This window comes from Lysinibacillus sp. FSL K6-4013, from assembly GCF_038630435.1.
GTDB classification, from domain to species: domain Bacteria; phylum Bacillota; class Bacilli; order Bacillales_A; family Planococcaceae; genus Lysinibacillus; species Lysinibacillus boronitolerans.
This window is the reverse complement of record NZ_CP152031.1, coordinates 415562-438595: the sequence shown is the minus strand read 5'-3', so window position 1 is coordinate 438595 and position 23034 is coordinate 415562. Positions and strand designations below refer to the sequence as shown.

At 37.5% G+C, this 23034-nt stretch carries 19 protein-coding genes and 1 riboswitch; of the genes, 6 read left to right on the top strand and 13 right to left on the bottom strand.

Annotated features, from left to right (window positions below; genetic code table 11):
• Positions 1-21 precede the first annotated feature (21 nt).
• Positions 22-1500: an aldehyde dehydrogenase family protein gene (locus MHB39_RS02160; RefSeq protein ID WP_036078085.1), complete on the bottom strand. Its 1479-nt coding sequence runs from the start codon at positions 1498-1500 to the stop codon at positions 22-24.
• 578 nt (positions 1501-2078) lie between these two features.
• Here MHB39_RS02160 and MHB39_RS02155 point away from each other — a divergent pair.
• On the top strand, positions 2079-2879 hold the full coding sequence (locus MHB39_RS02155; RefSeq protein ID WP_004229711.1) for a TIGR00266 family protein: 801 nt from the start codon (positions 2079-2081) through the stop codon (positions 2877-2879).
• A 38-nt stretch (positions 2880-2917) separates the two neighbouring features.
• Here the strand turns inward: MHB39_RS02155 and MHB39_RS02150 are convergent, their stop codons facing one another.
• From MHB39_RS02150 to MHB39_RS02140, 3 genes are all read right to left on the bottom strand, one after another.
• The gene (locus tag MHB39_RS02150) at positions 2918-3880 is read right to left on the bottom strand and encodes a D-glycerate dehydrogenase (protein ID WP_342545731.1); all 963 of its coding nucleotides are present in this window, start codon (positions 3878-3880) and stop codon (positions 2918-2920) included.
• Between the two features lie 335 nt (positions 3881-4215).
• Complete coding sequence (locus MHB39_RS02145; protein ID WP_339280244.1) at positions 4216-5565, bottom strand: IS1182 family transposase; 1350 nt, start codon at positions 5563-5565, stop codon at positions 4216-4218.
• A 289-nt stretch (positions 5566-5854) separates the two neighbouring features.
• Positions 5855-7147 (bottom strand): globin-coupled sensor protein, encoded by a 1293-nt coding sequence (locus MHB39_RS02140; protein WP_342545730.1) that lies wholly within the window; start codon positions 7145-7147, stop codon positions 5855-5857.
• A 328-nt stretch (positions 7148-7475) separates the two neighbouring features.
• Between MHB39_RS02140 and MHB39_RS02135 the strand changes: the two genes are divergently transcribed.
• A protein-coding gene (locus MHB39_RS02135) for an IS3 family transposase (RefSeq protein WP_342545375.1) occupies positions 7476-8833 on the top strand; the annotation gives its coding sequence in 2 pieces (ribosomal slippage) (positions 7476-7929 and positions 7929-8833; 1359 coding nt in all).
• Between the two features lie 55 nt (positions 8834-8888).
• On the opposite strand, the gene MHB39_RS02130 is transcribed toward MHB39_RS02135, so the two are convergent.
• Both MHB39_RS02130 and MHB39_RS02125 read right to left on the bottom strand, forming a co-directional pair.
• Entirely contained in the window at positions 8889-9722 is an 834-nt protein-coding gene (locus tag MHB39_RS02130; protein WP_342546881.1) for an undecaprenyl-diphosphate phosphatase, read from the bottom strand.
• A 106-nt stretch (positions 9723-9828) separates the two neighbouring features.
• The gene (locus tag MHB39_RS02125; RefSeq protein WP_036078076.1) at positions 9829-10908 is read right to left on the bottom strand and encodes a metallophosphoesterase; all 1080 of its coding nucleotides are present in this window, start codon (positions 10906-10908) and stop codon (positions 9829-9831) included.
• Between the two features lie 308 nt (positions 10909-11216).
• Here MHB39_RS02125 and MHB39_RS02120 point away from each other — a divergent pair, with 308 nt between their 5' ends.
• Positions 11217-12365: an acyl-CoA dehydrogenase family protein gene (locus MHB39_RS02120; RefSeq protein ID WP_342545729.1), complete on the top strand. Its 1149-nt coding sequence runs from the start codon at positions 11217-11219 to the stop codon at positions 12363-12365.
• Between the two features lie 33 nt (positions 12366-12398).
• Here the strand turns inward: MHB39_RS02120 and MHB39_RS02115 are convergent, their stop codons facing one another.
• From MHB39_RS02115 to MHB39_RS02100, 4 genes are all read right to left on the bottom strand, one after another.
• A complete protein-coding gene (locus tag MHB39_RS02115) occupies positions 12399-14609 on the bottom strand; it encodes a histidine kinase dimerization/phospho-acceptor domain-containing protein (protein ID WP_342545728.1) in 2211 nt (736 codons plus the stop codon).
• Between the two features lie 16 nt (positions 14610-14625).
• Positions 14626-14781, bottom strand: coding sequence for a hypothetical protein (locus MHB39_RS02110; protein WP_016994457.1), 156 nt, complete (start codon positions 14779-14781; stop codon positions 14626-14628).
• A complete protein-coding gene (locus MHB39_RS02105; protein WP_016994456.1) occupies positions 14759-15451 on the bottom strand; it encodes a response regulator transcription factor in 693 nt (230 codons plus the stop codon). The genes MHB39_RS02110 and MHB39_RS02105 overlap by 23 nt, the downstream gene beginning before the upstream one ends.
• A 76-nt stretch (positions 15452-15527) precedes the next feature.
• Positions 15528-16391: an EamA family transporter gene (locus MHB39_RS02100; RefSeq protein WP_342545726.1), complete on the bottom strand. Its 864-nt coding sequence runs from the start codon at positions 16389-16391 to the stop codon at positions 15528-15530.
• A gap of 155 nt (positions 16392-16546) precedes the next feature.
• On the opposite strand from MHB39_RS02100, the gene MHB39_RS02095 reads away from it, so the two are divergent.
• Entirely contained in the window at positions 16547-16777 is a 231-nt protein-coding gene (locus MHB39_RS02095) for a hypothetical protein (protein ID WP_016994454.1), read from the top strand.
• A gap of 57 nt (positions 16778-16834) precedes the next feature.
• Here the strand turns inward: MHB39_RS02095 and MHB39_RS02090 are convergent, their stop codons facing one another.
• The 3 genes from MHB39_RS02090 to MHB39_RS02080 all read right to left on the bottom strand — a co-directional run bounded on the left by MHB39_RS02090 (position 16835) and on the right by MHB39_RS02080 (position 20305).
• Positions 16835-17821, bottom strand: a complete 987-nt coding sequence (locus MHB39_RS02090) for a homoserine dehydrogenase (protein WP_036078069.1) — start codon at positions 17819-17821, stop codon at positions 16835-16837.
• Positions 17822-18283: 462 nt separating this feature from the next.
• Positions 18284-18670, bottom strand: coding sequence for a hypothetical protein (locus MHB39_RS02085; protein ID WP_016994449.1), 387 nt, complete (start codon positions 18668-18670; stop codon positions 18284-18286).
• A 333-nt stretch (positions 18671-19003) separates the two neighbouring features.
• The gene (locus MHB39_RS02080; protein WP_339280596.1) at positions 19004-20305 is read right to left on the bottom strand and encodes an O-acetylhomoserine aminocarboxypropyltransferase/cysteine synthase family protein; all 1302 of its coding nucleotides are present in this window, start codon (positions 20303-20305) and stop codon (positions 19004-19006) included.
• Between the two features lie 117 nt (positions 20306-20422).
• A riboswitch (SAM riboswitch) is annotated at positions 20423-20536 on the bottom strand.
• Between the two features lie 155 nt (positions 20537-20691).
• Here MHB39_RS02080 and MHB39_RS02075 point away from each other — a divergent pair.
• The gene (locus MHB39_RS02075; RefSeq protein ID WP_339280595.1) at positions 20692-21324 is read left to right on the top strand and encodes a glycerol-3-phosphate acyltransferase; all 633 of its coding nucleotides are present in this window, start codon (positions 20692-20694) and stop codon (positions 21322-21324) included.
• Positions 21325-21519: 195 nt separating this feature from the next.
• Complete coding sequence (locus MHB39_RS02070) at positions 21520-23001, top strand: DASS family sodium-coupled anion symporter (RefSeq protein WP_339280594.1); 1482 nt, start codon at positions 21520-21522, stop codon at positions 22999-23001.
• The last annotated feature ends 33 nt before the right edge of the window (positions 23002-23034 follow it).

Here is a 23034-nt window from a genome sequence, read left to right as displayed (position 1 = left end):
ACATCCCCTTTCGTTGATCTGTTACTCTGTATCGATTTGTGCTCTTTGTAATTTACCGCTGTAGTCTACATAAATACTTTTCCACTCTGTGTATACATCTAGGGCTGCTACACCTGAATCGCGGTGACCATTTCCTGTCCCTTTAGTACCTCCAAATGGCAAATGGATTTCAGCACCTGTTGTGCCGGCATTTACATAAACAATACCTGTGTCTAAATCACGTTGTGCGCGGAAAATTGTATTGACATCTTGTGAGAATATTGAACTAGATAAGCCAAATTTCACACCATTATTTACTTCAATTGCTTCTTCCAAACTTGCCACTTCAATTAGAGATACGACTGGACCAAAGATTTCTTCTTGGGCAATAATCATGTCAGGCTTCACATTCGTAAACAATGTTGGCTCATAGTAGAACCCCTTATCATAAGGTGGTTCATTTAATATCCTGCCACCTGCTAATAATGTAGCACCCTCTTGTTTACCTATTTGTACATAGTGATTAATTTTTTCCAATGCTGCTTTATTAATCACTGGCCCGATTTTAACTCCCTCATCTAGACCATCCCCAATTGTGAGCTTTTGCATTTCATCTAAGAGACGTTTTTCTAATTGTTCTTTTACATCTTTATGCACAATGACTCGACTACATGCTGTACACCTTTGCCCAGCAGTACCAAATGCGCTCCATAAAATCCCCTCTGTAGCTAGCTGTAAATCAGCATCATTCATGACAATAACAGCATTTTTTCCACCCATCTCTAAAGAAACCTTTTTCAAATGTTTCCCGCCAAGTTCAGCTACTTTACTGCCAGTTGTTGTAGAACCTGTAAATGAAATAACTTTGACGTCAGGATGTTCAATTAATGCTGTACCTACTGTAGGTCCTGTACCAAATACGATATTAGCAACACCATCAGGTAAGCCTACTTCCTCAAAAATTTTACCCATTTCATAGGCCATCATTGGAGTCTCATTAGACGGTTTCCAAATGAATGTATTCCCTGCAACAATGGCAGGAAATGACTTCCACGTGGCGATAGCAACAGGAAAATTCCAAGGTGTAATGAGTGCTACTACGCCTATAGGTGCCCTTACACTCATAGCAAATTTATTGGCAAGCTCAGACGGTGTTGTTTCACCAAACAATCTACGTCCTTCACCAGCCATATAGTATGCCATATCAATTCCTTCTTGGACTTCTCCTCTAGCCTCTTCAATGACCTTGCCCATCTCTTTTGTTAAAACGGTCGCCAAATGTTCTTTTTTTTCTTTCATTTTTTGACCGATGGCATATAAATAATCTGCACGTTTTGGTGCTGGTATAAGTGCCCAGCTCTTTTGTGCTTGTTTAGCAGCAGCTACAGCCTCGCCTACCTCATTCGAAGTAGAGCGTGGAATGGTAGCAAGCTGCTCACCGTTTGCAGGGTTCGTCACTGCTATACTTTGTAAATGTGAATGTGTGATCCATTTACCACCGATATAGTTTTTAATCTCCACTACATACACCCCCTGAAATACTCTATGATGCCTCAGCTGTTGTACCAGTCGTATTCCATAGGTATAAGTCTATGAATTTAACCAGAATCCATTTTGCCTTTGGAAATTGCGTCCGAGCAGTGGAATGTGCTTGCACGCTTCACTATTCGTGACAGCTACCAGTGGCTTTATCTCCATACATCAATAGTTGCTCCCCACCAAAAGAAAAAATGTCTCATTAGGAATCTTGGAGTGAGCGGAGATAAAATATGTCAAAATTCCGAATTTTCAATATACACCACACCTTGTAATACTAGCATTTCAATAATAATCGGTGACAACTGCCAGAGGCTTTATTTCCACTTAACTTCCTTACCTCAATATAGAGGATGGCTTCTTAATTTAGAAGCCTCTTAGGGTTATGTATATTCACAATACCCTTAGTTAAATGAAAATAAATAATACACATTCTAGTTTTTTATATTCGACATTTTCTAACTAATTCCCTTTTTTTCTAAAATATTTAATTTTCTATTGAAACCAATGCAGCTTATAATCGTATACAATATCATTAAATTTATTTTTGGAGGAATCCCTTTATGAATAATCATGAAATTGACTACAAGTTATTTGGTGACGACATGCAATATGTGCAAGTTGAGCTTGACCCTCAGGAAACAGTTGTTGCAGAAGCAGGTGCGTTAATGATGATGGATGATTCGATCCATATGGAAACTATTTTTGGTGACGGCTCACGAGGTGGCTCACAAAGTGGTCTAATGGGGAAATTATTAGGTGCAGGGAAACGGCTAATAACAGGGGAAAGCTTATTCATGACAACATTTACAAACGTTGGCTCAGGTAAAAAACATGTTTATTTCGCTTCACCATACCCAGGGAAGATTATTCCAATGGATTTAAGCCAATTAAACGGTAAAATTATCTGTCAAAAAGATGCATTCTTAGCTGCTGCTAAAGGTGTTTCTGTTGGCGTTGAATTTCAGAAAAAAATCGGAGTAGGCTTCTTCGGTGGTGAAGGTTTCATTATGCAAAAGCTAGAAGGTGACGGCATGGCGTTTGTGCATGCAGGAGGAGCCATTCATGAAAAAACATTACAACCGGGTGAAGTTTTACGTGTGGATACAGGATGTCTTGTAGCAATGACATCCAATGTGGATTACGATATTGAAATGGTTGGAGGTGTAAAAACAGCACTGTTTGGAGGCGAAGGAATCTTCTTTGCTACATTACGTGGTCCTGGAACAGTGTGGGTACAATCATTACCATTTAGCCGTTTAGCCAGTCGTGTCTTTGCAGCTGCCCCTATTTCGCAAGGTGGAGGCGGTCAATCTAAAGGTGAAGGCGGTATCGGCGGCTTATTCGATTTATTCAATAGATAAAAAAATGGAGCATATCTTTCACCGATATGCTCCTCTTTTTAATCAATTCGATTGGATATTGCCTTGCCTTGTCCATAAGCAGTCAAAGCTTTTACATTTAACATTAGCATAGCTGTTCTCGTTTCTAATGACGCGCTACCGATATGCGGCAGAGCTACTACATTTGGAAGTGTTAATAAGGGATGATCCATTGCAATCGGCTCTTGTTCAAACACATCTAGCCCTGCAGCCCAAAGCTTCCCATTTTTAAGAACATCGTATAGCGCATCCTCATCAATAATTCCACCTCTTGAGGCATTAATTAATACCGCATCTTCTTTCATCAAAGCAAGTTCCCGCGCTCCAATAAGTCCTTCCGTATCACTATTATAAGGTGTCATGATCACAACAAAATCGGATTGCTTTAATAGATCCTCCAGTGAAACATACTGGAAGCCATACATTTCTTCCGCTTCATGACGACGTCTGCGATTATTATACAAGATTTTCATATCAAAACCTTTTGCTCTTCTAGCAACGGCTTGGCCAATTCTCCCCATGCCAATAATGCCAATTGTGGCTCCTGAAACATCCTTGCCAACCAATTGCATTGGATACCAGCTTTTCCATTTGCCCTCACGTAAATATCTTTCACTTTCTGGAATTCTACGGGCAGTTGCAAGCAGTAAGCCAAATACTAAATCTGCAGTTGTATTCGTTAAAACACCCGGCGTATTTGTCGCCATAATGCCTCGTTTTTTTAAAGCCTTCACATCGATATTATTATATCCAACTGCTAAATTCGTCACTAATTTTAAGTTGGGTGCATGTGAAAGTAATTCTTCATCTACTTGGTCGGCTAACGTTACCCACAGTACCTCACAGTCAGCGACAGCTGCCAGTAATTTTTCACGTGGGATCACAATCTCTTCCTCATCCCACTGTGAGATTTCATAAAACTCCTGTAATAGTTCAACAATATGTGCAGGAAACTTACGTGCTATAAATAATTTCTTTTTCATGCTCCAAACACCCCTCTACTCAATTCCCTAATTCGCCTATAGCGTAACACTTAAAACAAGCATTTTCTAGGGTTTTGTAGTCTTCCTCTTTCTATAAAATTTGTTATTAGCTATTTCATCAGCCTATTAGTTGATTCATCCATAAAATAAGACCTTTCATCCTAATTCACATACTAAAAAACTATGCATAAATAGAATGCATAGCTCAGACTGTAGACAAAAGCCATCGAGAGGTTCACTCTCGATGGGCTTTTGTCATTTTTCTTCCTATTTTATCTTTAACATTTGGTAATATACTACCAAATTCAACATACTCTTCGAGCATAGCTACCTTCTTAAGCTGCCTGCCACGTCCAAGTAGCCAGTTTCTTTAAATTCATGGCAGCAAAAGTAAGCATCGCCTGCATGGACAATTTTTTTAGACCTCTTAAGGTTGTCCATCGCATACCATGCTTTTCTTTTGCATCCGCAAATACACGCTCAATCGTTTCTTTGCGCTTTGCATAAATCTGTTTGATGTCATAGGAATGGCGTAAATGTTCAGCTTCCTCCACATACGACTCCCAAATATGGCGTTGAATGAGTTTTTGATGATGCTTACTTTCTGTACATTGGGAAAGGCTTGGACACTTCGCACAAATCAAAGGATTCGATTTATATTGACGATACCCTTCTTTAGTCGTTGTCGTATACTTCAATATCTGTCCTTGTGGACAAAGATAACAATTATAGTGCTCATCATATATATACTCATGCTTTCGGAAGAATCCATCTTTCGTTTTAGGACGTGTATAAGGAAGAACAGGCAACATTTGATTCTCTAATAAAAAATTCGTAATCGCTGGTGTTTTATAGGCTGCATCTGCCGCAACAGCTAATGGTTTTTGAACGTTTTCAATGACTTTTTCCACAAGTGGCTGTAATACATGACTATCGTGCACATTTCCCGGAGTTACAATGGCACCCAAGACAAAGCCCTTTTCATCTGTCGCTGCATGAAAAGAATACGCAAACTGCTTCGTACGTTCATCCTTCACGTAATAGCCACTTTCAGGATCTGTCGTGCTTTCCTTTATTTCTTTCCATTCTTCCTTTTCAAACTTCTCCGGGGGAAAGGGCTTTTTTCCGTGTTCCTCACGATCCATATTTAACTCTAATTGAAGTTTCTCTTCATAAGCTCGTGTTTCTTTTCGCACAACTTTTTTATCATACTTTCGTTTATTCGCACTCGCTTTCACATGCGTAGAATCGATAAATAAATGGTCTGCATGGAGGAGTCCTTGATGCATAATCTCTTTTAATATACGATAGAATATCTGCTCAAATATATCAGTGTCTTGAAAGCGACGGACATAATTTTTACCGAAGGTAGAGAAATGCGGGACTTCTGTATGGAAGCCAAATCCTAAAAACCAACGATACGCCATATTCGTTTCAATTTCTTTGATGGTTTGACGCATGGACCGTATACCAAAAACGTACTGAATAAACGTCATTTTAAAGAGAACAACAGGATCAATACTAGGGCGTCCTTTAGCAGAGTAGAGGTTTTCTACTAAAGGATAGATAAATGAAAAATCAATAGCCGCCTCTAGTTTTCGTACTAAATGATCTTGGGGAACTAATTGATCAATCGTTAGCATTTCTAATTGTTCACGTTCATTGATTTGATTTTTCGTCATCATGGTTGATCACCTCGAAAGTGTACTTTTTATCAATAATTCTTTATGTAGAAGTTGATTGGAACGAAGGGTGGCGACTCCTGCGGGAAAAGCGGGAAAGTCGAGATCCTGGACTGAGCGAAGCGAGGGAAGCAGCTCGACCCCGCCCGCGGAAAGCGTCCGCCCGTAGTGGAAATCAACGGCTTTACTTTATTTTATTGTAAAAGAAAAAAGACTGTAGGCAAACTCAAAATTCATTGAGTTTGTCTACAGTCTGAACTATGCATAAATAGAATGCATAGCTATATTTCTTTTAAAACTCTCTAATTGTTGTATTTAAGCGATTCGCCACTCTCTCTAATTCTTCCGAAGATTCACCAATCGATTCAATAATAGTAGCCAGTTCAGATACTTGATTACCAACCTTTTGAAAATTAGAGATCGAATCCTCTACAGAGCCAGAAATCGCATCAAATGCTTTTAGAGATTCAGCATTACGTTCGATACTGCTATTCACAAGCTCCTGTATGTCCTGAATAGCTTGTACAACTTGAGTTGTAATACCATTTGACGTCATGATTAACTCAGCAATCTGTTCAACAGAGCTTTTCGTTTGATCCGCAAGCTTGCGTACTTCGTTTGCAACAACTGCAAAGCCTTTACCATGCTCACCAGCACGTGCTGCCTCAATCGCAGAGTTTAACGCAAGTAAATTTGTTTGCCCAGAAATACTTTTCACAATTTCTACAACGGCATTTATTTTCGAAGAAGATGCATCTAATTGCTCTACCATATTTGCCATTTCAACGGTCTTGTGATGAATCTTCCCTGTTTGCTCATCAATAGATATTATTTTAGTATAACCTTCACTAGACACTTTTTGCATAGATTCAGCCTCATATACACTTTCCTTCAAGAAAGCGTTGACACGCTTTTCGCTATAGACAAGCTCTGTTACTGTTTCAGTCGTAGTTTGAGATTGAACTTCTAATTGCGTAGAAATTCCGCCTATAATATCCTTTACATGATCCCTAACATTATTGCGTTGTTCCTCAATTAGTATGCTTGCATAGTTATCGTATTCTTCTAAAACGATTTGTTGTTCAAAATTACATATTTTACTGATAGCATCACAAAACTTCTCTTCCTCACCCTTTGGTAATCGAAGCTCATAGACTATTTTGCGAAGTGATTTCTCAAGAATTTGAAAAGCAGCTAAATACCACTTCGGATATAAATTAATCTTTACATGCATTTTTGCCACACGTCTCCGCTTCTCTAAAAAGGCTTCATCTATTCGCCCCTCAAACATTTCAATAATATGATGACGTAATGTTTGACGTAGACGTTCGCTGGAGCTATTTGATTGAATAACCTTTTGTAAGGAAGGAACACTTTCTATTGCATGATAAAATGCCCCTACCACTTCTACTACATTTCTTTCTACATATGGTTTTAAACTACTAATCAGCTGAAGATCATGAACACTTAACCCTACAAGATTTAATTGTAGTAAACGGTCTGGATCTTCTATAAAAATACCGATAGTTGTTTCATTGCTTATTTCAATTGTATTTTTCTTAGATCTATTGATAAGTTGAAACATTTTCTCCACCTCATATTTTAATCATATATATTTAACTAAGTCTATATTCCTATTTTTCATTATAAAACAATATATAATTAGACACTTTATGTATCAATTATAATCTCAAAACAGATAAATGAACAATATATAGGTAAATGATGTCTAATATTATTATAATTTGCTATTATTTTATGTATAAAGATGATTCTTTATACTCACTTTCCTTCACTTTAATGAAAAAATGGATGGTGGATTCAATAAATTTAACGCAAAAAAAGCCACTGCTTCTTGAATGAACTGCCCCGTAAAAGTTAGACACCAATCTAACTTTTACGGGGGTTTTTTTATGGCAAAAGTAAGTGCTGAACAACGTATTCAAGCAGTTCAACGATATTTAAATGGAAATGAAACTTTGATCGAAATTGCGAAAGATATCGGTGTGACAGCTCAGATCGTCAGTGAATGGGTTCGCCGTTATCAAAAAAATGGCGTAGAGACTTTCTTAAAGTCCTATACAAACTATTCAGCTGACTATAAAATGAATGTACTTAATTATATGAACGAGACAGGTACATCTTCGAGAGACACAGCTGCACTATTCAATATTTCATCTCCTGGCATGATTCGGAATTGGAAGTTGAAGTTTGAAGTTGGTGGTTATGATGCCCTTGTTTCTAAGAAAAAGGGGCATCCATCTATGAAAAAAGAGACAAAAAGAACAACGAAATCAACACCAGCTGAAGGATCTGTTGAGGCGTTAGAAGCACGAATTAAACAATTAGAAATGGAGAATGCGTACTTAAAAAAGTTGAATACTTTAGTTCAAATGCAAGAAAAATTACCAATCAAATCAAAGCGCAAGTAATTTATGAACTGAAGGAAATCTATGAAGTAGTGGAATTAATCAAAGTCGCTGATATTCCACGTAGTACGTATTATTACTGGGAAAAGCGTTTGAATCGTCATGATAAATACGCTGATGTGAAAGTCGCAATTCAGTCCATTTATCATGAACATAAGGGACGTTATGGTTATCGTCGGATCACCAAAGAACTAAAAAAATTCGGTATTCATCACGATCCAAAAACGATTAACTGCTTGATGAATGCCATTGGCATAAAGTGTGAAGTCCGCATGAAGAAATATCGTTCGTATAAAGGTAACGTCGGAAAAATTGCCCCAAACATATTACAACGCGATTTTACAGCGGAAAAAATGAACGAGAAATGGGTAACAGACGTGACAGAGTTCCATCTATTTGGTGAGAAACGCTATTTATCACCCGTCCTTGATCTATGTAATGGCGAAATCATTGCATACACGGTAATGAAGCGTCCAGTGTATAAACTAGTCCATAATATGTTAGAACAAGCATTGGAGCGCCTCGAATCAGGTGATCAAGTCATTCTTCATTCAGATCAAGGTTGGCATTATCAAATGAAAAAGTATCAACAAACATTAAAACAACACGGGATTACGCAGAGTATGTCCCGTAAGGGCAATTGTTTGGATAACGCAGTTATTGAAAATTTCTTTGGCTTATTAAAATCTGAACTCCTGTATCTACAAGAATTTGAGTCCATGGCACATTTTGAACAGGAACTCCATGACTATATTTACTATTACAATCACAAACGAATGAAGGCAAAATTAAAAGACCTAAGTCCGGTGGAATACCGAATTCAGGTCTTAGAAGTTGCTTAACTAAATATGTCTAACTTTTTTGGGTCAGATCAGAAGAAGAAGCGTGGCTTATTGTTTACATGAAAATAATAACGCAAAGAACTGCGGCTAAAACTAAACGATAAATTGCAAAAGGCATTAATTTTACCTTTGAAATAAGTGCTAAGAAAAACTTAATGGACAGTAATGCAAAGACGAACGAACTAATAAATCCGACAGCATAAAAACCGAAATAGTCCATTGATAAAGTATCCCAGTTTTTCAAAACGGATACGAGGCTAGCTCCTGCCATGATTGGCACAGCCATAATGAATGTAAAATCAGCTGCAACACGATGACTCATACCAAATAGTACCCCACCCGAAATAGTTGCGCCTGAACGAGAAAAACCTGGCCATAGAGATAGGCATTGTACTAGCCCTACCTTAAATGCTAAACCATAGGAAATCTTATCTAAAGAATCTACTTTTGGTTTTCTAGGTGCTAACTTATCTGCAGCAATCATTAGAATTGCTCCCGCCACTAATGCATAAACAACATGCTCTACTTTAAAAAGATGGTCGTCAATAAAATCCTTGAATGCAAAACCTAAGACAACTGCCGGTAGCATCCCAACAATAACATGCAATAAGTTAAAGCGGCCATTTATGGACTTAGCTTGACCTTCAATATTATATAAACCGACTAAGCTTAATATACGTTTCCACATAACTACGATAACCGCTAATATGGACCCAAGTTGTACAACAATTTTAAATGTGTTGGCAGGATATTTCCCTAAAAACTCCTCTGTCTTTAACCACATATCATCCACGATAATCATATGACCCGTAGAAGATACTGGTGCAAATTCCGTCATACCTTCGACAAAGCCCAATATTAATGCTTTTAATAACTCTATAATTTCCACCATGTCACCTTACCTTTTTTAATCAAATACTCACTTATTATAGAATACTCCGTTTTCATATACTACTGCCATTTCACCTAACAAGCCATTGTTAGATTATCACATACTATTGAAATTTTATATCTACTACCCAAAGCTCTGATCTACTGCCAATTCGCATCGGTGGGCCCCAGAAGCCATAGCCTGATGAAACAAGTGTATGCATCTGTTCCTTCAACTTATAACCATAATCTAGTTCAAATACACGAGCTGTTATATACTGATTTGGCCACAGTTGTCCCTTGTGTGTATGACCAGACATATGTAAATCAACGCCCATTTTAGAAGGCGTAATCAAGTCGTCAGGTGTATGATTCATCACAAGCCATGGTAAGTTTGCAGAAGGCTTTAGTACTTCAAGTGTTTTTCTTTCTTTATTCGTTTTGTCTTCTTGCCCTGTTAATATAAACGCATCTTCTATAACAATTGTTTCATCTAGGAGCATTTTTACATTGGCATTTTCCATTTCCTTAATAAATTCAGGAATTTTTTTCCCGTAATATTCATGGTTACCTAATATACCATATGTTCCATATGTAGAGGTTAATTGTTTCATGACATCTGCCATACCCTCTTGAACAAACCATTTCGGGTCATCGTCCACGATATCCCCAGCTAACAACACGATATCTGGTTGTGCTTCATTAGCTAAACTTACAAAACGTTGTAAATGTTTTTTATGTGATAAAACACCTAAGTGAAAATCAGATGCCACAACAGCTCTTAGTGTGTTTAACTCACTATCTTTTTTATCAATTGTTATTTCTAAATGTCGAACAACTGGAGAGTAGGCTAAATAAGAGCCAATGATACTTAACAAGAATAGGATTGCTACTGCTATACTACCTATTAATTGTACATTTTTTAAAGGTGTGAACCAAATAATGATTTGTGCAACTAAGCATAGCAATAAGCCATATTCAAAGATAAACATCCAGTAATTACTGATTACAGAAAACACTCGTAAAGACTCATGTAATCTTCCGATTATAATACTAAAAGCAACAAAATACAGCACTAACCAAAATAAAGCTGGAAAACGGAACCATCCCATTGCTACAAGCCACTGCTTTACTCCCCACCCTAAATAGAAAGTCAACGCACTATAAATACTAATTAAAAGAACACCGCCGATTACTTTTGGCATAACCAAGTCCTCTACTTTCTTTCTATAATTTAATTGATTATATCATTACACTTAGCAATCATATTGCTGAAAGCACTTGAATAATCTTCTAAAGAAAATAGGAACTTGTCACTTTATGCAATGACAAATATAATTTTACCTTTTCATTTCATTAGTTACTCTCGTTTTACATGACATTTCACTGTATATAGATGTCATTTTCGTCATTTACACACTAAATGCACTTTAATTTTCACAAATCTTCCAGTAACATAGTAGATGAACGAGCAAATTTACGCATTTACGAGGAAAAAGGGGTGCTATTTCAAATGACACGTTATAAATTTGAAACAACAGAGCATGAGTTATTTCGTAAAACCTTTCGTAAGTTTTTAGCTGAAGAAGCTGAACCGCATTATGCACAATGGGAAAAGGATCATCTTATTCCGCTTTCTTTTTGGCGTAAGCTTGGTGATATGGGCTATCTTTGTCCACAAGTAGAAGAACAATATGGTGGGCTAGGGCTGGATTTCAGCTTTGGCATCATTATTCAAGAGGAACTTGAACGTATAGGCTCTAGTCTTATCGGAATCGGTCTGCATAATGATATTGTCGTCCCTTATATCGAAGCATATGGAACACACGAACAAAAATCTCGTTGGCTACCCAAATGTGTTACAGGCGACTATATAACAGCTATTGCAATGACTGAGCCTGGTACAGGTTCAGATTTGGCGAATATAAAAACGTCAGCCATTCGCGATGGCGATCATTATATCGTAAATGGTCAAAAAACCTTTATAACAAATGGCATCCATACAAACTTAGCGGTCGTTGCAGTAAAGACAAATCCTCAGGCTGAGAAAAAGCATCGTGGCATCAGCCTACTTGTTATTGAAGAAGGTACACCTGGCTTTACAAAAGGAAGACAGCTCGAAAAAGTTGGTATGCATGCCCAAGACACAGCTGAACTCTATTTTGAAGATTGTCGAGTGCCTGTTCAAAACCTACTTGGAGAAGAAGGCAAGGGCTTTCAATACATGATGGAAAAACTACAACAAGAGCGATTAGCAGTAGCGATTGCCGCACAAACAGCCGCTGAGGATATGCTTGCGTTAACGCTCGATTATGTGAAATCACGTCAGGCTTTTGGCAAAACAATTGGTGACTTCCAAAATACACAATTTAAAATAGCTGAAATGGCGACTAAAATCGAGCTTGGTAAATCATTTTTGGAAACCTTGATTGAAGAGCATATTGCAGGAAATGATGTTGTGACAAAAGTATCTATGGCAAAATACTGGATTACTGAAAATGCACGTGACCTTGCTACCCAATGTATGCAATTACATGGTGGCTATGGCTATATGGAGGAATATAAGATTGCTAGAAGGTATAGAGATATACCTGTTATGTCGATCTATGCGGGTACAAATGAAGTCATGAAGGTTATTATTGCCAAAAATTTAGGCTTATAAAAAAGGCGGCAAATGTTTGCCGCCTTTTTACCATTAAATTGCTGAAATTCTAACAATTACTTTAAATAAATCGCCATCTACATCAATGCTCATTCTTGCTCCATGTAAATCAACAATGGATTGTGCAATGGCTAATCCAAGCCCCGAGCCCTCTGTATGACGTGAAGCATCTGCACGTTTAAAGCGTTCAAATAATTCCTCAGCATCCTCACTAATTTCATACTTCGCTACATTTTTCACTGTAAATTCAGCATCGCCATCTGCCGTACGCTTTAATGTCACATAAACACGCGTTCCCTCTAGCGCATACTTCAAAACATTGACAATTAAATTATCAATAAGTCTCCACCACTTTTGACCGTCCACATATGCAAAGATTGGATCATGTGGCATGGTCATTCGTAAATCTAGTTGGGACTGTGTCAAATCTTCTTTATGCTCTCCTACTGCTTGTTGAATAAGCTGCGTTAGATCTACTCGACTGCGGTGAAGTTCAATATTACCGCTTGCCATTTTAGATACTTCAAAAAGGTCTTCAATCAGCACTTTTAAACGTTCAGACTTTTTATCCAATATATGGATGTATTGTTTCCGTTCTTCCTCTGTAATATTTGGCTTCTTCAGTAAATCGGTATACGTAATTATAGAGGTTAAAGGAGTACGTAAATCATGACTCACATTTGTAATCAGCTCTGTTTTTAACCGCTCACTTTTCGCCTGCTCATGCATGGACGTACGAACACCTTCTCGTAAATGGTTAAGGTTTTCCGCATGACCTGCAAGTGGAGACTTCCCTTTCACCTTCACATCACGATTCAATCGCCCTTCAGCCATATCCTTCGTATCCTTCATAATACGATTTAAGTAACCCATTCTAGATAGGAAAACGATCATAGCAGGGAATCCTATAAACATACAAATACCAAGCACAAGGACTGCGAAGCCCCCTACTCCTGCTCCTATCATGGTAGCGACAAGGCTACCTCCTCCAAAGAAGGCTGCAGCTAGCATTACAATTGAATGCAATGCAATCGAACGATTGATAAATAAATCAGTTATTGAATCCCCTAGTGACCATAGATAGCTAGATTTCACATTTTCCTCTAGCTTTTTCAAAGTATCTACTCTTGTATACAACCATATTAATTGCACGAAGAAAGCACTGCCAATTATCACTAAAACAGCAATTTTAAAAGCAACATCTAATATATAGCGTACATAATTATGTTGATAATTGTAGTCGTAAGTGTATTCAATCGATTCAAAAACAACTTGAGAAGCAATAAGAGACATCAACCCTGTGATTAATACTAGAATAACTTGAAAGTCGAATCTTGCTTTATTTAAAATCTCTTGTTCCTTCATACCTTTGACAGTTTGTATTAAATCCTTACGCCCTCTCCAAGCAAAGATTGCCGTTACAATACTAGTGAGCCACACAAAGAAAAAGGTATATTGATTCCGATGAAAACGGCTATAATCCTGCATAACCCCTAATGATTGGACTGCCTTTTTTGAGATGGTTAAGACACCCGTATATTCAGCAGTTTCATAAAGATTATCTACATTCACATAATTTTCTGTACGGTAAAAAGTATCCCTTAAATTCTCACTTATGTTCCCTACATATAATGGATTTCGCTCAGTATACTTGATTTTATAGGCACTACTTTCTGAAATATTACCTGCACGGTACGTTTTGCCTGTTTCACTATTCGTCAGCTCATAAGACCAGTAATCATAAGCCTTTTTAAAGTTTTTAGCTTCTCCTTGTGCTGCCTTGATATATTGATCGATAAGTGCTTCTTCCCCAGCAAGAATCTTCTTTCGTACATGCTCATCATCTTCAAAATTTGTCGTAATATCTTTAATTTTATTATCGCGTTCAGTCTCTAGCTTTGCCTTTAGTTCTGTTGCATTGGCATCTACAGCTTCCTGAATGCGCTGTTCGTATTGGGCTTTAATATTATCGATTTGCTGTCCCAGTGTTCCGTAGTAATTACGATGCTCTTCTATTTCCGATTGCGTAACCTCTATTTTATCTTTCAAATCTTCAGCATTCGGTACATTTATTACTAACGGTCCTAGCTCTGCCGTGAAATTATCGATTTCATGCTGAAAATTTTCTGAATCGAAATATGATTTACCAATATACTGATAACCTACATGCCAAAAAGTAAACATACCGAAAATCGTCCAGATTAAACACATTAATACGAGAAGGGATTTCCATTTTTTTACCATAAATCTTTACACTCCTCTAAAAAATTCTTTCTAGTAACTGTAAAACCTCTGAGGAGCGAGAATTGACAATTTGATAGGCATAAACACCAAAATAAATGAGTCCAACAACGCCTGCAACAAATCCTGCAATTGTCATATACTTCTCTAGTTTATTTTTCCATTTTATAGCCAACGCCCCATACCACCTTTAGATAGCGCGGATTTTTCGGATCAGCTTCAATCTTTTCACGTATTTTCCGAATGTGAACAGCTACAATATTTTCAGCATTATAAGCTTCCTCATTCCAAACACGTTCATAAATTTCACGAATCGAAAATACACGCCCTACATTTTTCATTAATAATTCCGTTATTTTATATTCTATCGGTGTTAGTCGAACAGGCTCTCCTTCTAATACAACCTCTTTTGCCTCTTCATCAAGAACAAGTCCGTCTATTTCCACTTTTGTAGCACCCTCACTATACGTTCCTAGCTGAACATAACGACGCAGCTGGGATTTTACACGTGCCAATAGCTCTAATGGATGGAATGGCTTTGTTACATAATCATCTGCTCCAACTGATAATCCATGAATCTTATCGCCATCCTCCGCCTTTGCACTCAGCATGATAATGGGAATATTGCGCTCTTCCCTAATTTTAAATGTTGCTGTAATTCCATCCATGTTTGGCATCATGATATCTAAAATGATTAAATGTACTTCATTATTCTCTAGCTTTTTTAATGCGTCTAAGCCATCTGCTGCTTTAATGACATGATAGCCTTCATTTTTCAAATAAATTTCAATACCATCACGAATATCTTGATCGTCATCTGTAACAAGAACTGTTAATTTCGTCATGATATACACCTCGCTCTCAAATATAAGTGTATCTTCTAAATCTTAAAAACCAGCTATTATAAAAATGAAGAATTTCTTAAGGTTTTAGCTTTTTTCTCCCACCTAAAGTTAAAACAACAATGCCTCCTAAAAGCATCGCTACACCAAGCCAGGATACTATACTTAAGTGTTCTCCTATTAAAAACACACCAAGAATTGCAGCAGTTAATGGTTCTGCTAATGAAAGTGTTACAGCTGAGGATGAACTAATTTTTTGTAATCCACTTAAAAACAGTAAATACGCTACGCTTGTACACATAATCCCCATAAACAGCATTGTCCATAAGTTGTCCACGTTTCCTAGCCAGGAAAAACCACCTTCTAATGAAAATGGCAGTAAAAACAAGGTGCAAATGGAAAATGTCATAGCAACTGCGGGTAATGCATCTTCCTGTGCCATTAATTTTTTACTTATGTTTGTGTAAAATGCAAAGGATAAACCTGCACAAAGAGCTAATGTGAATCCACCAACGTGTACTGACTCTTCTCCATTATTCATGAATAATAAAAGACATCCGATAATCGCCATCAATGTAGCAAGTCCCCATACTGCTGTAGGACGTGTTTTCCATACTAGCCATTCTAATACACCAGAAAATACTGGTGCACTACCAATAGTAGCAACAGTTCCAATGGCTACACCTGTTAGACGAATGGATGAGAAGAAAAGTCCTTGGAAAAGGGCAATACTAGCCGCAGCTAAAATTGTCCATTTCCATGACCATCTTAAAAAGTTAATTTTCTCCATTATAATTGTAATAGCTAATAATAAACCGCCACCAATTGCAGAACGAATTGTGGCCACTGCTATAGGAGAGACACCTTGTTCCAAAAATGTTTGGGCAGTTCCTGTCATTCCCCATAGAATAGCTGCTAGTAATACAAACAATGAATTTAACATTTTTCAACTCATCCCCGCTTCACAACTTTATTAATACTAATCATACATATTTATCCAAAATCAAACAATTATCATTTTTACTTTTCTTTTAATTACCACAGTATGCATTCTCATTAATGGACGTTATAATAAAAACAGTAAAAGGAGCGAATCGTATGTACAAAACAATTGAAGAGACAGCTATTGATCTTGGCATGCCTGTGGATCAAGTAATGCGTCTAATTTACGAAGGACGCATCCGTTCTGTTTACGATGGCCAACAAATTTTAATCAATAGTGGACAATTCAGCACTTATTTTAATCAATTGGAACGTATTAAAGAAGAAATTGAGATTTGGCGTTCTACCCCTATTCCAGAGGATATTGATGTCAAAGATGAAGACTAAAAGCCCACCATTCATACAATGAACATTGTTGAATGGCGGGCTTTTTTTAAGCTTTTATTAGATTGTCACAACAAATCCTGCTCTTTTCCCAATGATTTCCGCATAATCCTCTACCATGACACTCGCAGTTGGATACATCCCTGCTCCAGGACCGACTAATGTTAATGTACCAATATAGTTAGTCTCTAATGCCACTGCATTAAACACATCATCGACTGGATAAAGTGGATGCTCTTTATCAACTAGTTGTGGACCGACTTTTGCAATAATTTTACCGTCAGCTCGTTTCTCCACTTCAGCAACATGGCGGTAACGCAGACCCTTTTCACACGCTTCATGAACTTGTTCAGCAGAGATACTATCGATTCCAATTACTTCTACATCTGACCAATCTGGTTGCTCACCAAAAGCTAAGGCACTTAATATCATTAATTTTTTAAATGCATCCTGCCCAGATATATCATTATACGGATCTGCTTCAGCATAGCCTAAGCCTTGTGCCTCTTTTAGAGCTGTTTCGAACGACCAGCCCTGTGCACGCATTTTTGTTAATATGTAATTACATGTGCCATTTAAGACGCCTTGTATACGACTTACATCATTAACAAGTAAAATATTTTTCATTGTTTTAATAACAGGTACGCCACCAGCAGTGGTAGCCTCATAGCCTACAAAAACGCCATTAGCTTTTGCAAGATCCTGTAACTCCAAACCTCGTTTGGCAAACATCACTTTATTAGCAGTAATAACATGACATTTATGTTCAACAGCTCGCTTTAAATAACTGTATGCAGGTTCTTCGTTCACAATTGCTTCAAACACAACCTGCATACCTGGCTCTGCTAAGACTTCATCCATACTTGTTGTCATTAAATGTGCTGTGCCAGGCACACGTTCACGACTAGCATCTGTCACTAAAATCTTCGCTACCTCTAATTCAATACCTAATTTATTTTTTAGCTCTTCTCGTTTTTCATTTAAAATATGATAGATCCCCTGACCTACCGTTCCAAATCCTAAAATCGCTGCCTTTATAGTTGCCATTCTTGTTATTCCCTCCAACTTACATTCCGCAGTTTCATTAATGCTAATTTTCCATGGGGTTGTGTCATGACTATTTGACACCCACCGCAGTCTTTAGCCAACAACTCTTCTTTGTATGAGTTTCGCTATTTCTATATGTGTTGGAACACATACAAATTCAAATAATTCAAAATTTAACTTAAAGAAAATTGTAACGCAAATACATACATTGCACAAGAAAAATCTTTCTAGGAAGGACATTTGTTTTCTCTAGATGTGCAAAAGAAATCGGTTTCATTCCCTTTATTATACGTTTTATTAATCATTCTATAAGATTTGAACAAATATTGACTCTTTACATTTCAATATATGAATGTCTTTCTTCTATTATATATGTATGCTCAGACATTCATAACAATCCCTTTAAAGAAAAAACTCATTCCCTGTAGCAGCAGAGAATGAGCATAAAAATATGAGGGGATTTTAACTTGCTCTTGAAAGCAATTGATAGCGATATTGTTCTAAAGCGTGTTGAACAAGACTAATTTCTTCTTCTGTAAAATCTGGTATTGCATACGTACGTTCCACTAATTGAAATGTACCATACTTTAAGTAAATCTCTGTGGCAGGAAGTGAGATATGGCTCACACCGTACTGTTCATATGTCTCAAATACTTCCTTAACAGTATAGTCTTCTTTTTCAGTAAAAACTTGTTCTTGAAATGCTGTATGACCAAAAACTTGTTGCCATTTCTTTTCGACTGATGTAAGAAGGTGTTGAATGGATTTATTGTTGACAAAAACGTGTCCTTCATTTAGCTCATATATTAGATAGGATACAATGTTTTGCGCACTATAGATGTTACCCATTTTAAACACTCCTTTATCATCAGTTTTTTGGGAAGAGCAGTTACTGGCTAGGCAACTACTCTTCTATATATTCAAAAGTGAGGGAGCACTTATGAAAACATTTTCCTTTTTAACAATAATTTCCGTACTCTTAACTTATTTCCTAGTATATAGCATGGATTTAATTAAGTCAATAATACATATATAATTACTTGGTATTATTTTTTATAAGGTTCTGATAATTAACGGATGCTGTAAATAGTTGATGTAGCAACGTTTAACGCATTACCAAATGAGGCAAATCGAATGAGAAAATACGTAAACGCTACACCATTCTTCCCTCTGTTCTAAATCTTAAGCTTCTACAGTTTGTTCACTTGTTGTTGCCTGTGTAATGGCTTGATCTAAATCAGCAATAATATCCTCTACTGCCTCTAAACCGATGGATAAGCGAATGAGCGACTCGGTTACACCAGCTTGAACTAATTCGTCTGCTGATAGCTGCTGATGGGTAGTGGAAGCAGGATGTATAATTAATGACTTAGCATCACCTACATTTGCTACATGTGAAAATAGCTTCACGCTATCAATAAGCTTTCGCCCAGCTTCACGTCCACCTTTGATGCCAAATGTAAGCACTGAACCGAAGCCATTTCTTAAATATTTTTTTGCCAACTCATGTGTCGGGAAATCTTCTAGGCCATTATAATTTACATACTCCACAGATGGGTGGTTTTGTAAATATTCAGCCACTGCCAATGCATTCTCATTGTGTTTAGGGATACGCAAATGAAGCGTTTCTAACCCTTGCAATAAATTAAAGGCAGCATCTGCACTTAATGTTGGACCAAAATCACGTAATAATTGTACGCGTAGCTTTGTAGCAAAAGCAGCAGAAGCTGTATCAATTCCATAGCGTAACCCATGGTAAGAAGCATCTGGTTCAGTAAAACCTGGGAATCGCCCACTAGCCCAATCAAACTTACCAGCGTCTACAACAACGCCCCCTAAGGTTGTACCATGGCCTCCTATCCATTTAGTTGCTGAATGAACAACAACATCTGCACCATATTCAATAGGTGTAGAACCATAAGGAGAAGCAAACGTGCTGTCAATAATTAGTGGTAGCCCATTATCATGTGCAATCTTAGCTACTGCTTCAATATCTAAAACCTTTAAGCTTGGATTACCATAAACTTCTGCAAAGACAGCTTTTGTTTTATCAGTAATCACCGCATTGAAATTCTCTGGGTTTGTTTCATCTACAAAAATTGTTTTAATACCATAGTTTGGTAATGTGTTAGCAAATAAATTATACGTACCGCCATATAAAGAACTAGCTGCTACTATCTCATCACCAGCTCCAGCTAGATTTAAAATGGAAAATGCGATAGCCGCTGCACCAGATGAAAGTGCTACTGCTGCTGTTCCACCTTCCAATAAAGCCACACGTTTTTCAAACACATCAACAGTCGGATTGGTAATTCGTGTGTAAATATTCCCTGCTTCCTCTAGGGCAAAAAGACGTTGCGCATGAGCAGTGTCTTTAAATACAAAAGCAGTTGAGCGATAGACTGGAACTGTCCGAGAACCCGTCACTGGGTCTGGCTCTTGACCACCATGTAACAGCAATGTTTCTGGTTTAAAATTTGTCATTGTGTACCTCCAAATGGTTATTTTTTTACGATGGTACCGGAGATGAGGAGGATTTTTCTGTAGAAAACAAAAAACCCTCTTCAGCTAAGAAGAGGGTTGCGGTTGCAAGTTTTCCTCCCCTTATCTGCCAGATCCAAGTTAGAATCTGTAGGAATTAGCACCTTAGTAAGCTCATTACTTACTGGTTGCCGGGCATCATAGGGCCTATCCCTCCGCCGCTCTTGATAAGAGTATGAGATTCAATTTCCATCGTTGTTACACAGTATAAACATAGAGTTTTTTTCTGTCAACATGTAAATTTTATTTTTTCCGAAACTTCTGTCTGCTCTTATACGTAATATGAACGCATACACTATTTTAGAAAAAATTTTGAGAGGAGTATTTTTATGGTAAAGGCCGTGATCATTTTTCTTATGATTGGCTATTTAATAGGCTGTATTCACGGCTCTAAAGTGGCTCAATTTTTATCTGGGGTTGATTTAAAAAAAGCTGGCCACGGAAATGCGGGTGCCTCGAATGCTACTCTTTCCCTTGGCTGGAAATATGGCGTTTTAGTAGCCCTCATTGATATCGGCAAAGGCGTTGTCGCTATTATCGGTGCACATTTTTATCTAGCGGATGCCACTCATTTGACACAAGAACAAATATGGCTGCTTACTTACATTATGGCTGCTGGGGTTATTTTAGGTCATAATTTCCCATTCTATATGGGCTTCAACGGCGGGAAAGGAACGGCCTCCATCATTGGTATTTTACTTGCTGTTGATTGGAAGATTGGTTTATTTGCACTTATTTTATTTGTTATTTTATCCTTTGCAACAAATTATTTAATTGTAGGTGTTCTAGAATTTTATCTCGTTTTTTGTACAGCAACTTATTTATGGATTCCAGGCATTGGCCCAACCATTATAGCTGTCCTTCTTTTTGGCATAGCTATCATCCTGCATATAGAAAATATTAAACGTTTAGTTAATGGGACAGAGCCTAAAGTAACTACTGCTTTTAAGAAAAAGAAATAATATTTTATGGATATTTTTGTATTTTGTGTGACCATATATTTTCTCTTTATCTACTAATATTGCTGTAAAAAACATCTATTTTACACAGGTTTTTTTCTACAATAAAATAGACATATTCTTATCTTAATAAAACATTACGGAGTCCGATGTTATGGATAATAATCGTCATTTTTATCGTAGAAAGGATGAGAAATTATGTCTTCACCAAAACAAGCAGCTACAAAACGTAACTTAAAGCCTCTATGGATTGGCTTAGCATTCGCTTTACTAATCATTATTACTTTTTTACCTAATAACGGCGATTTACCTATAGCTGGGCAACGAGCTTTAGCCATCTTAGCTTTTGCAGTCATCCTTTGGGTAACAGAGGCTGTTTCATATCCTGTTAGCTCGGCCATGATCATTGCACTAGTAACTGTTTTACTAGGACTCGCTCCGTCAATGGATGACCCATCTACAGAGCTAGGAACAGCTGGCGCATTAAAATTATCCTTAAGTGGATTTAGTAATTCTGCCGTTGCTTTAGTAGCAGCAGCTCTTTTTCTAGCGGCTGCAATGCAAATTACTAATCTACATAAACGACTTGCTCTGTGGATTCTTTCACTGGTAGGAACGAAAACAAAGGCTATCGTATTTGGCGCCATTTTAGTTTCTATCGTCCTCGCATTTTTTGTTCCTTCTGCTACAGCACGAGCTGGCGCTGTAGTACCGATATTGCTTGGAATGGTGGCAGCATTTGGTTTACCACGTGATAGTCGGCTTGCTGCTTTGCTAGTTATTACTTCGGTACAAGCCGTTTCCATTTGGAATATCGGCATTAAAACTGCAGCAGCTCAAAATATGGTGGCTTTAAACTTTATCCAAGAGCAATTTAATGTGGATATTTCCTGGGGTGCTTGGCTACTTTACGCTGCTCCCTTCTCGATTATTATGTCGATCGTTTTATTTTTCATTATGATTGCGTTAATTAAACCTGAGACTAGCAATATCGAAGGTGGTAAAGAGGTCATCAAAAAACAGCTTGCAGAGCTTGGCCCATTAAAGGCTCCTGAAATTCGCTTAATCGTTACTTCCTTAGTTTTACTATTTTTCTGGGCAACTGAAGGTAAATTACATCCCTTCGATACGACCACAGTCACAATAGTTGCTATCGCTATTCTATTAATGCCTAAAATTGGTGTGTATTCATGGAAGGAAGTTGAGCCTCATATTCCATGGGGGACAATTATCGTCTTTGCTGTAGGCATTATGCTAGGAACCATTTTACTGAATACGAAAGGTGCTGCATGGTTATCAGATAAAGTTTTTGGTTCACTTGGGCTAGATGCAATGCCTTTACTAGCAACAATCGCACTCGTAACTTTATTTAACATTTTGATTCATTTAGGCTTTGCAAGCGCAACTAGCTTAGCCTCAGCACTTATACCTGTGTTTATCGTTTTAGCCTCCACATTAACGGCTAATGTGGATCAAGTTGGTTTTGTTATTGTGCAACAATTCGTCATAAGCTTTGGCTTCCTATTACCGATTAGTGCACCACAAAACATGCTTGCCTATGGTACAGGTTCCTTTACAACAAAGGATTTCTTGAAATCAGGCATTCCATTAACCATTATTGGTTTCCTTCTCGTACTTTTGTTCTCTGCAACTTATTGGAAATGGATTGGATTATTATAAGACTTTGATTAAATAAAACGTAAAAGCCTTGAA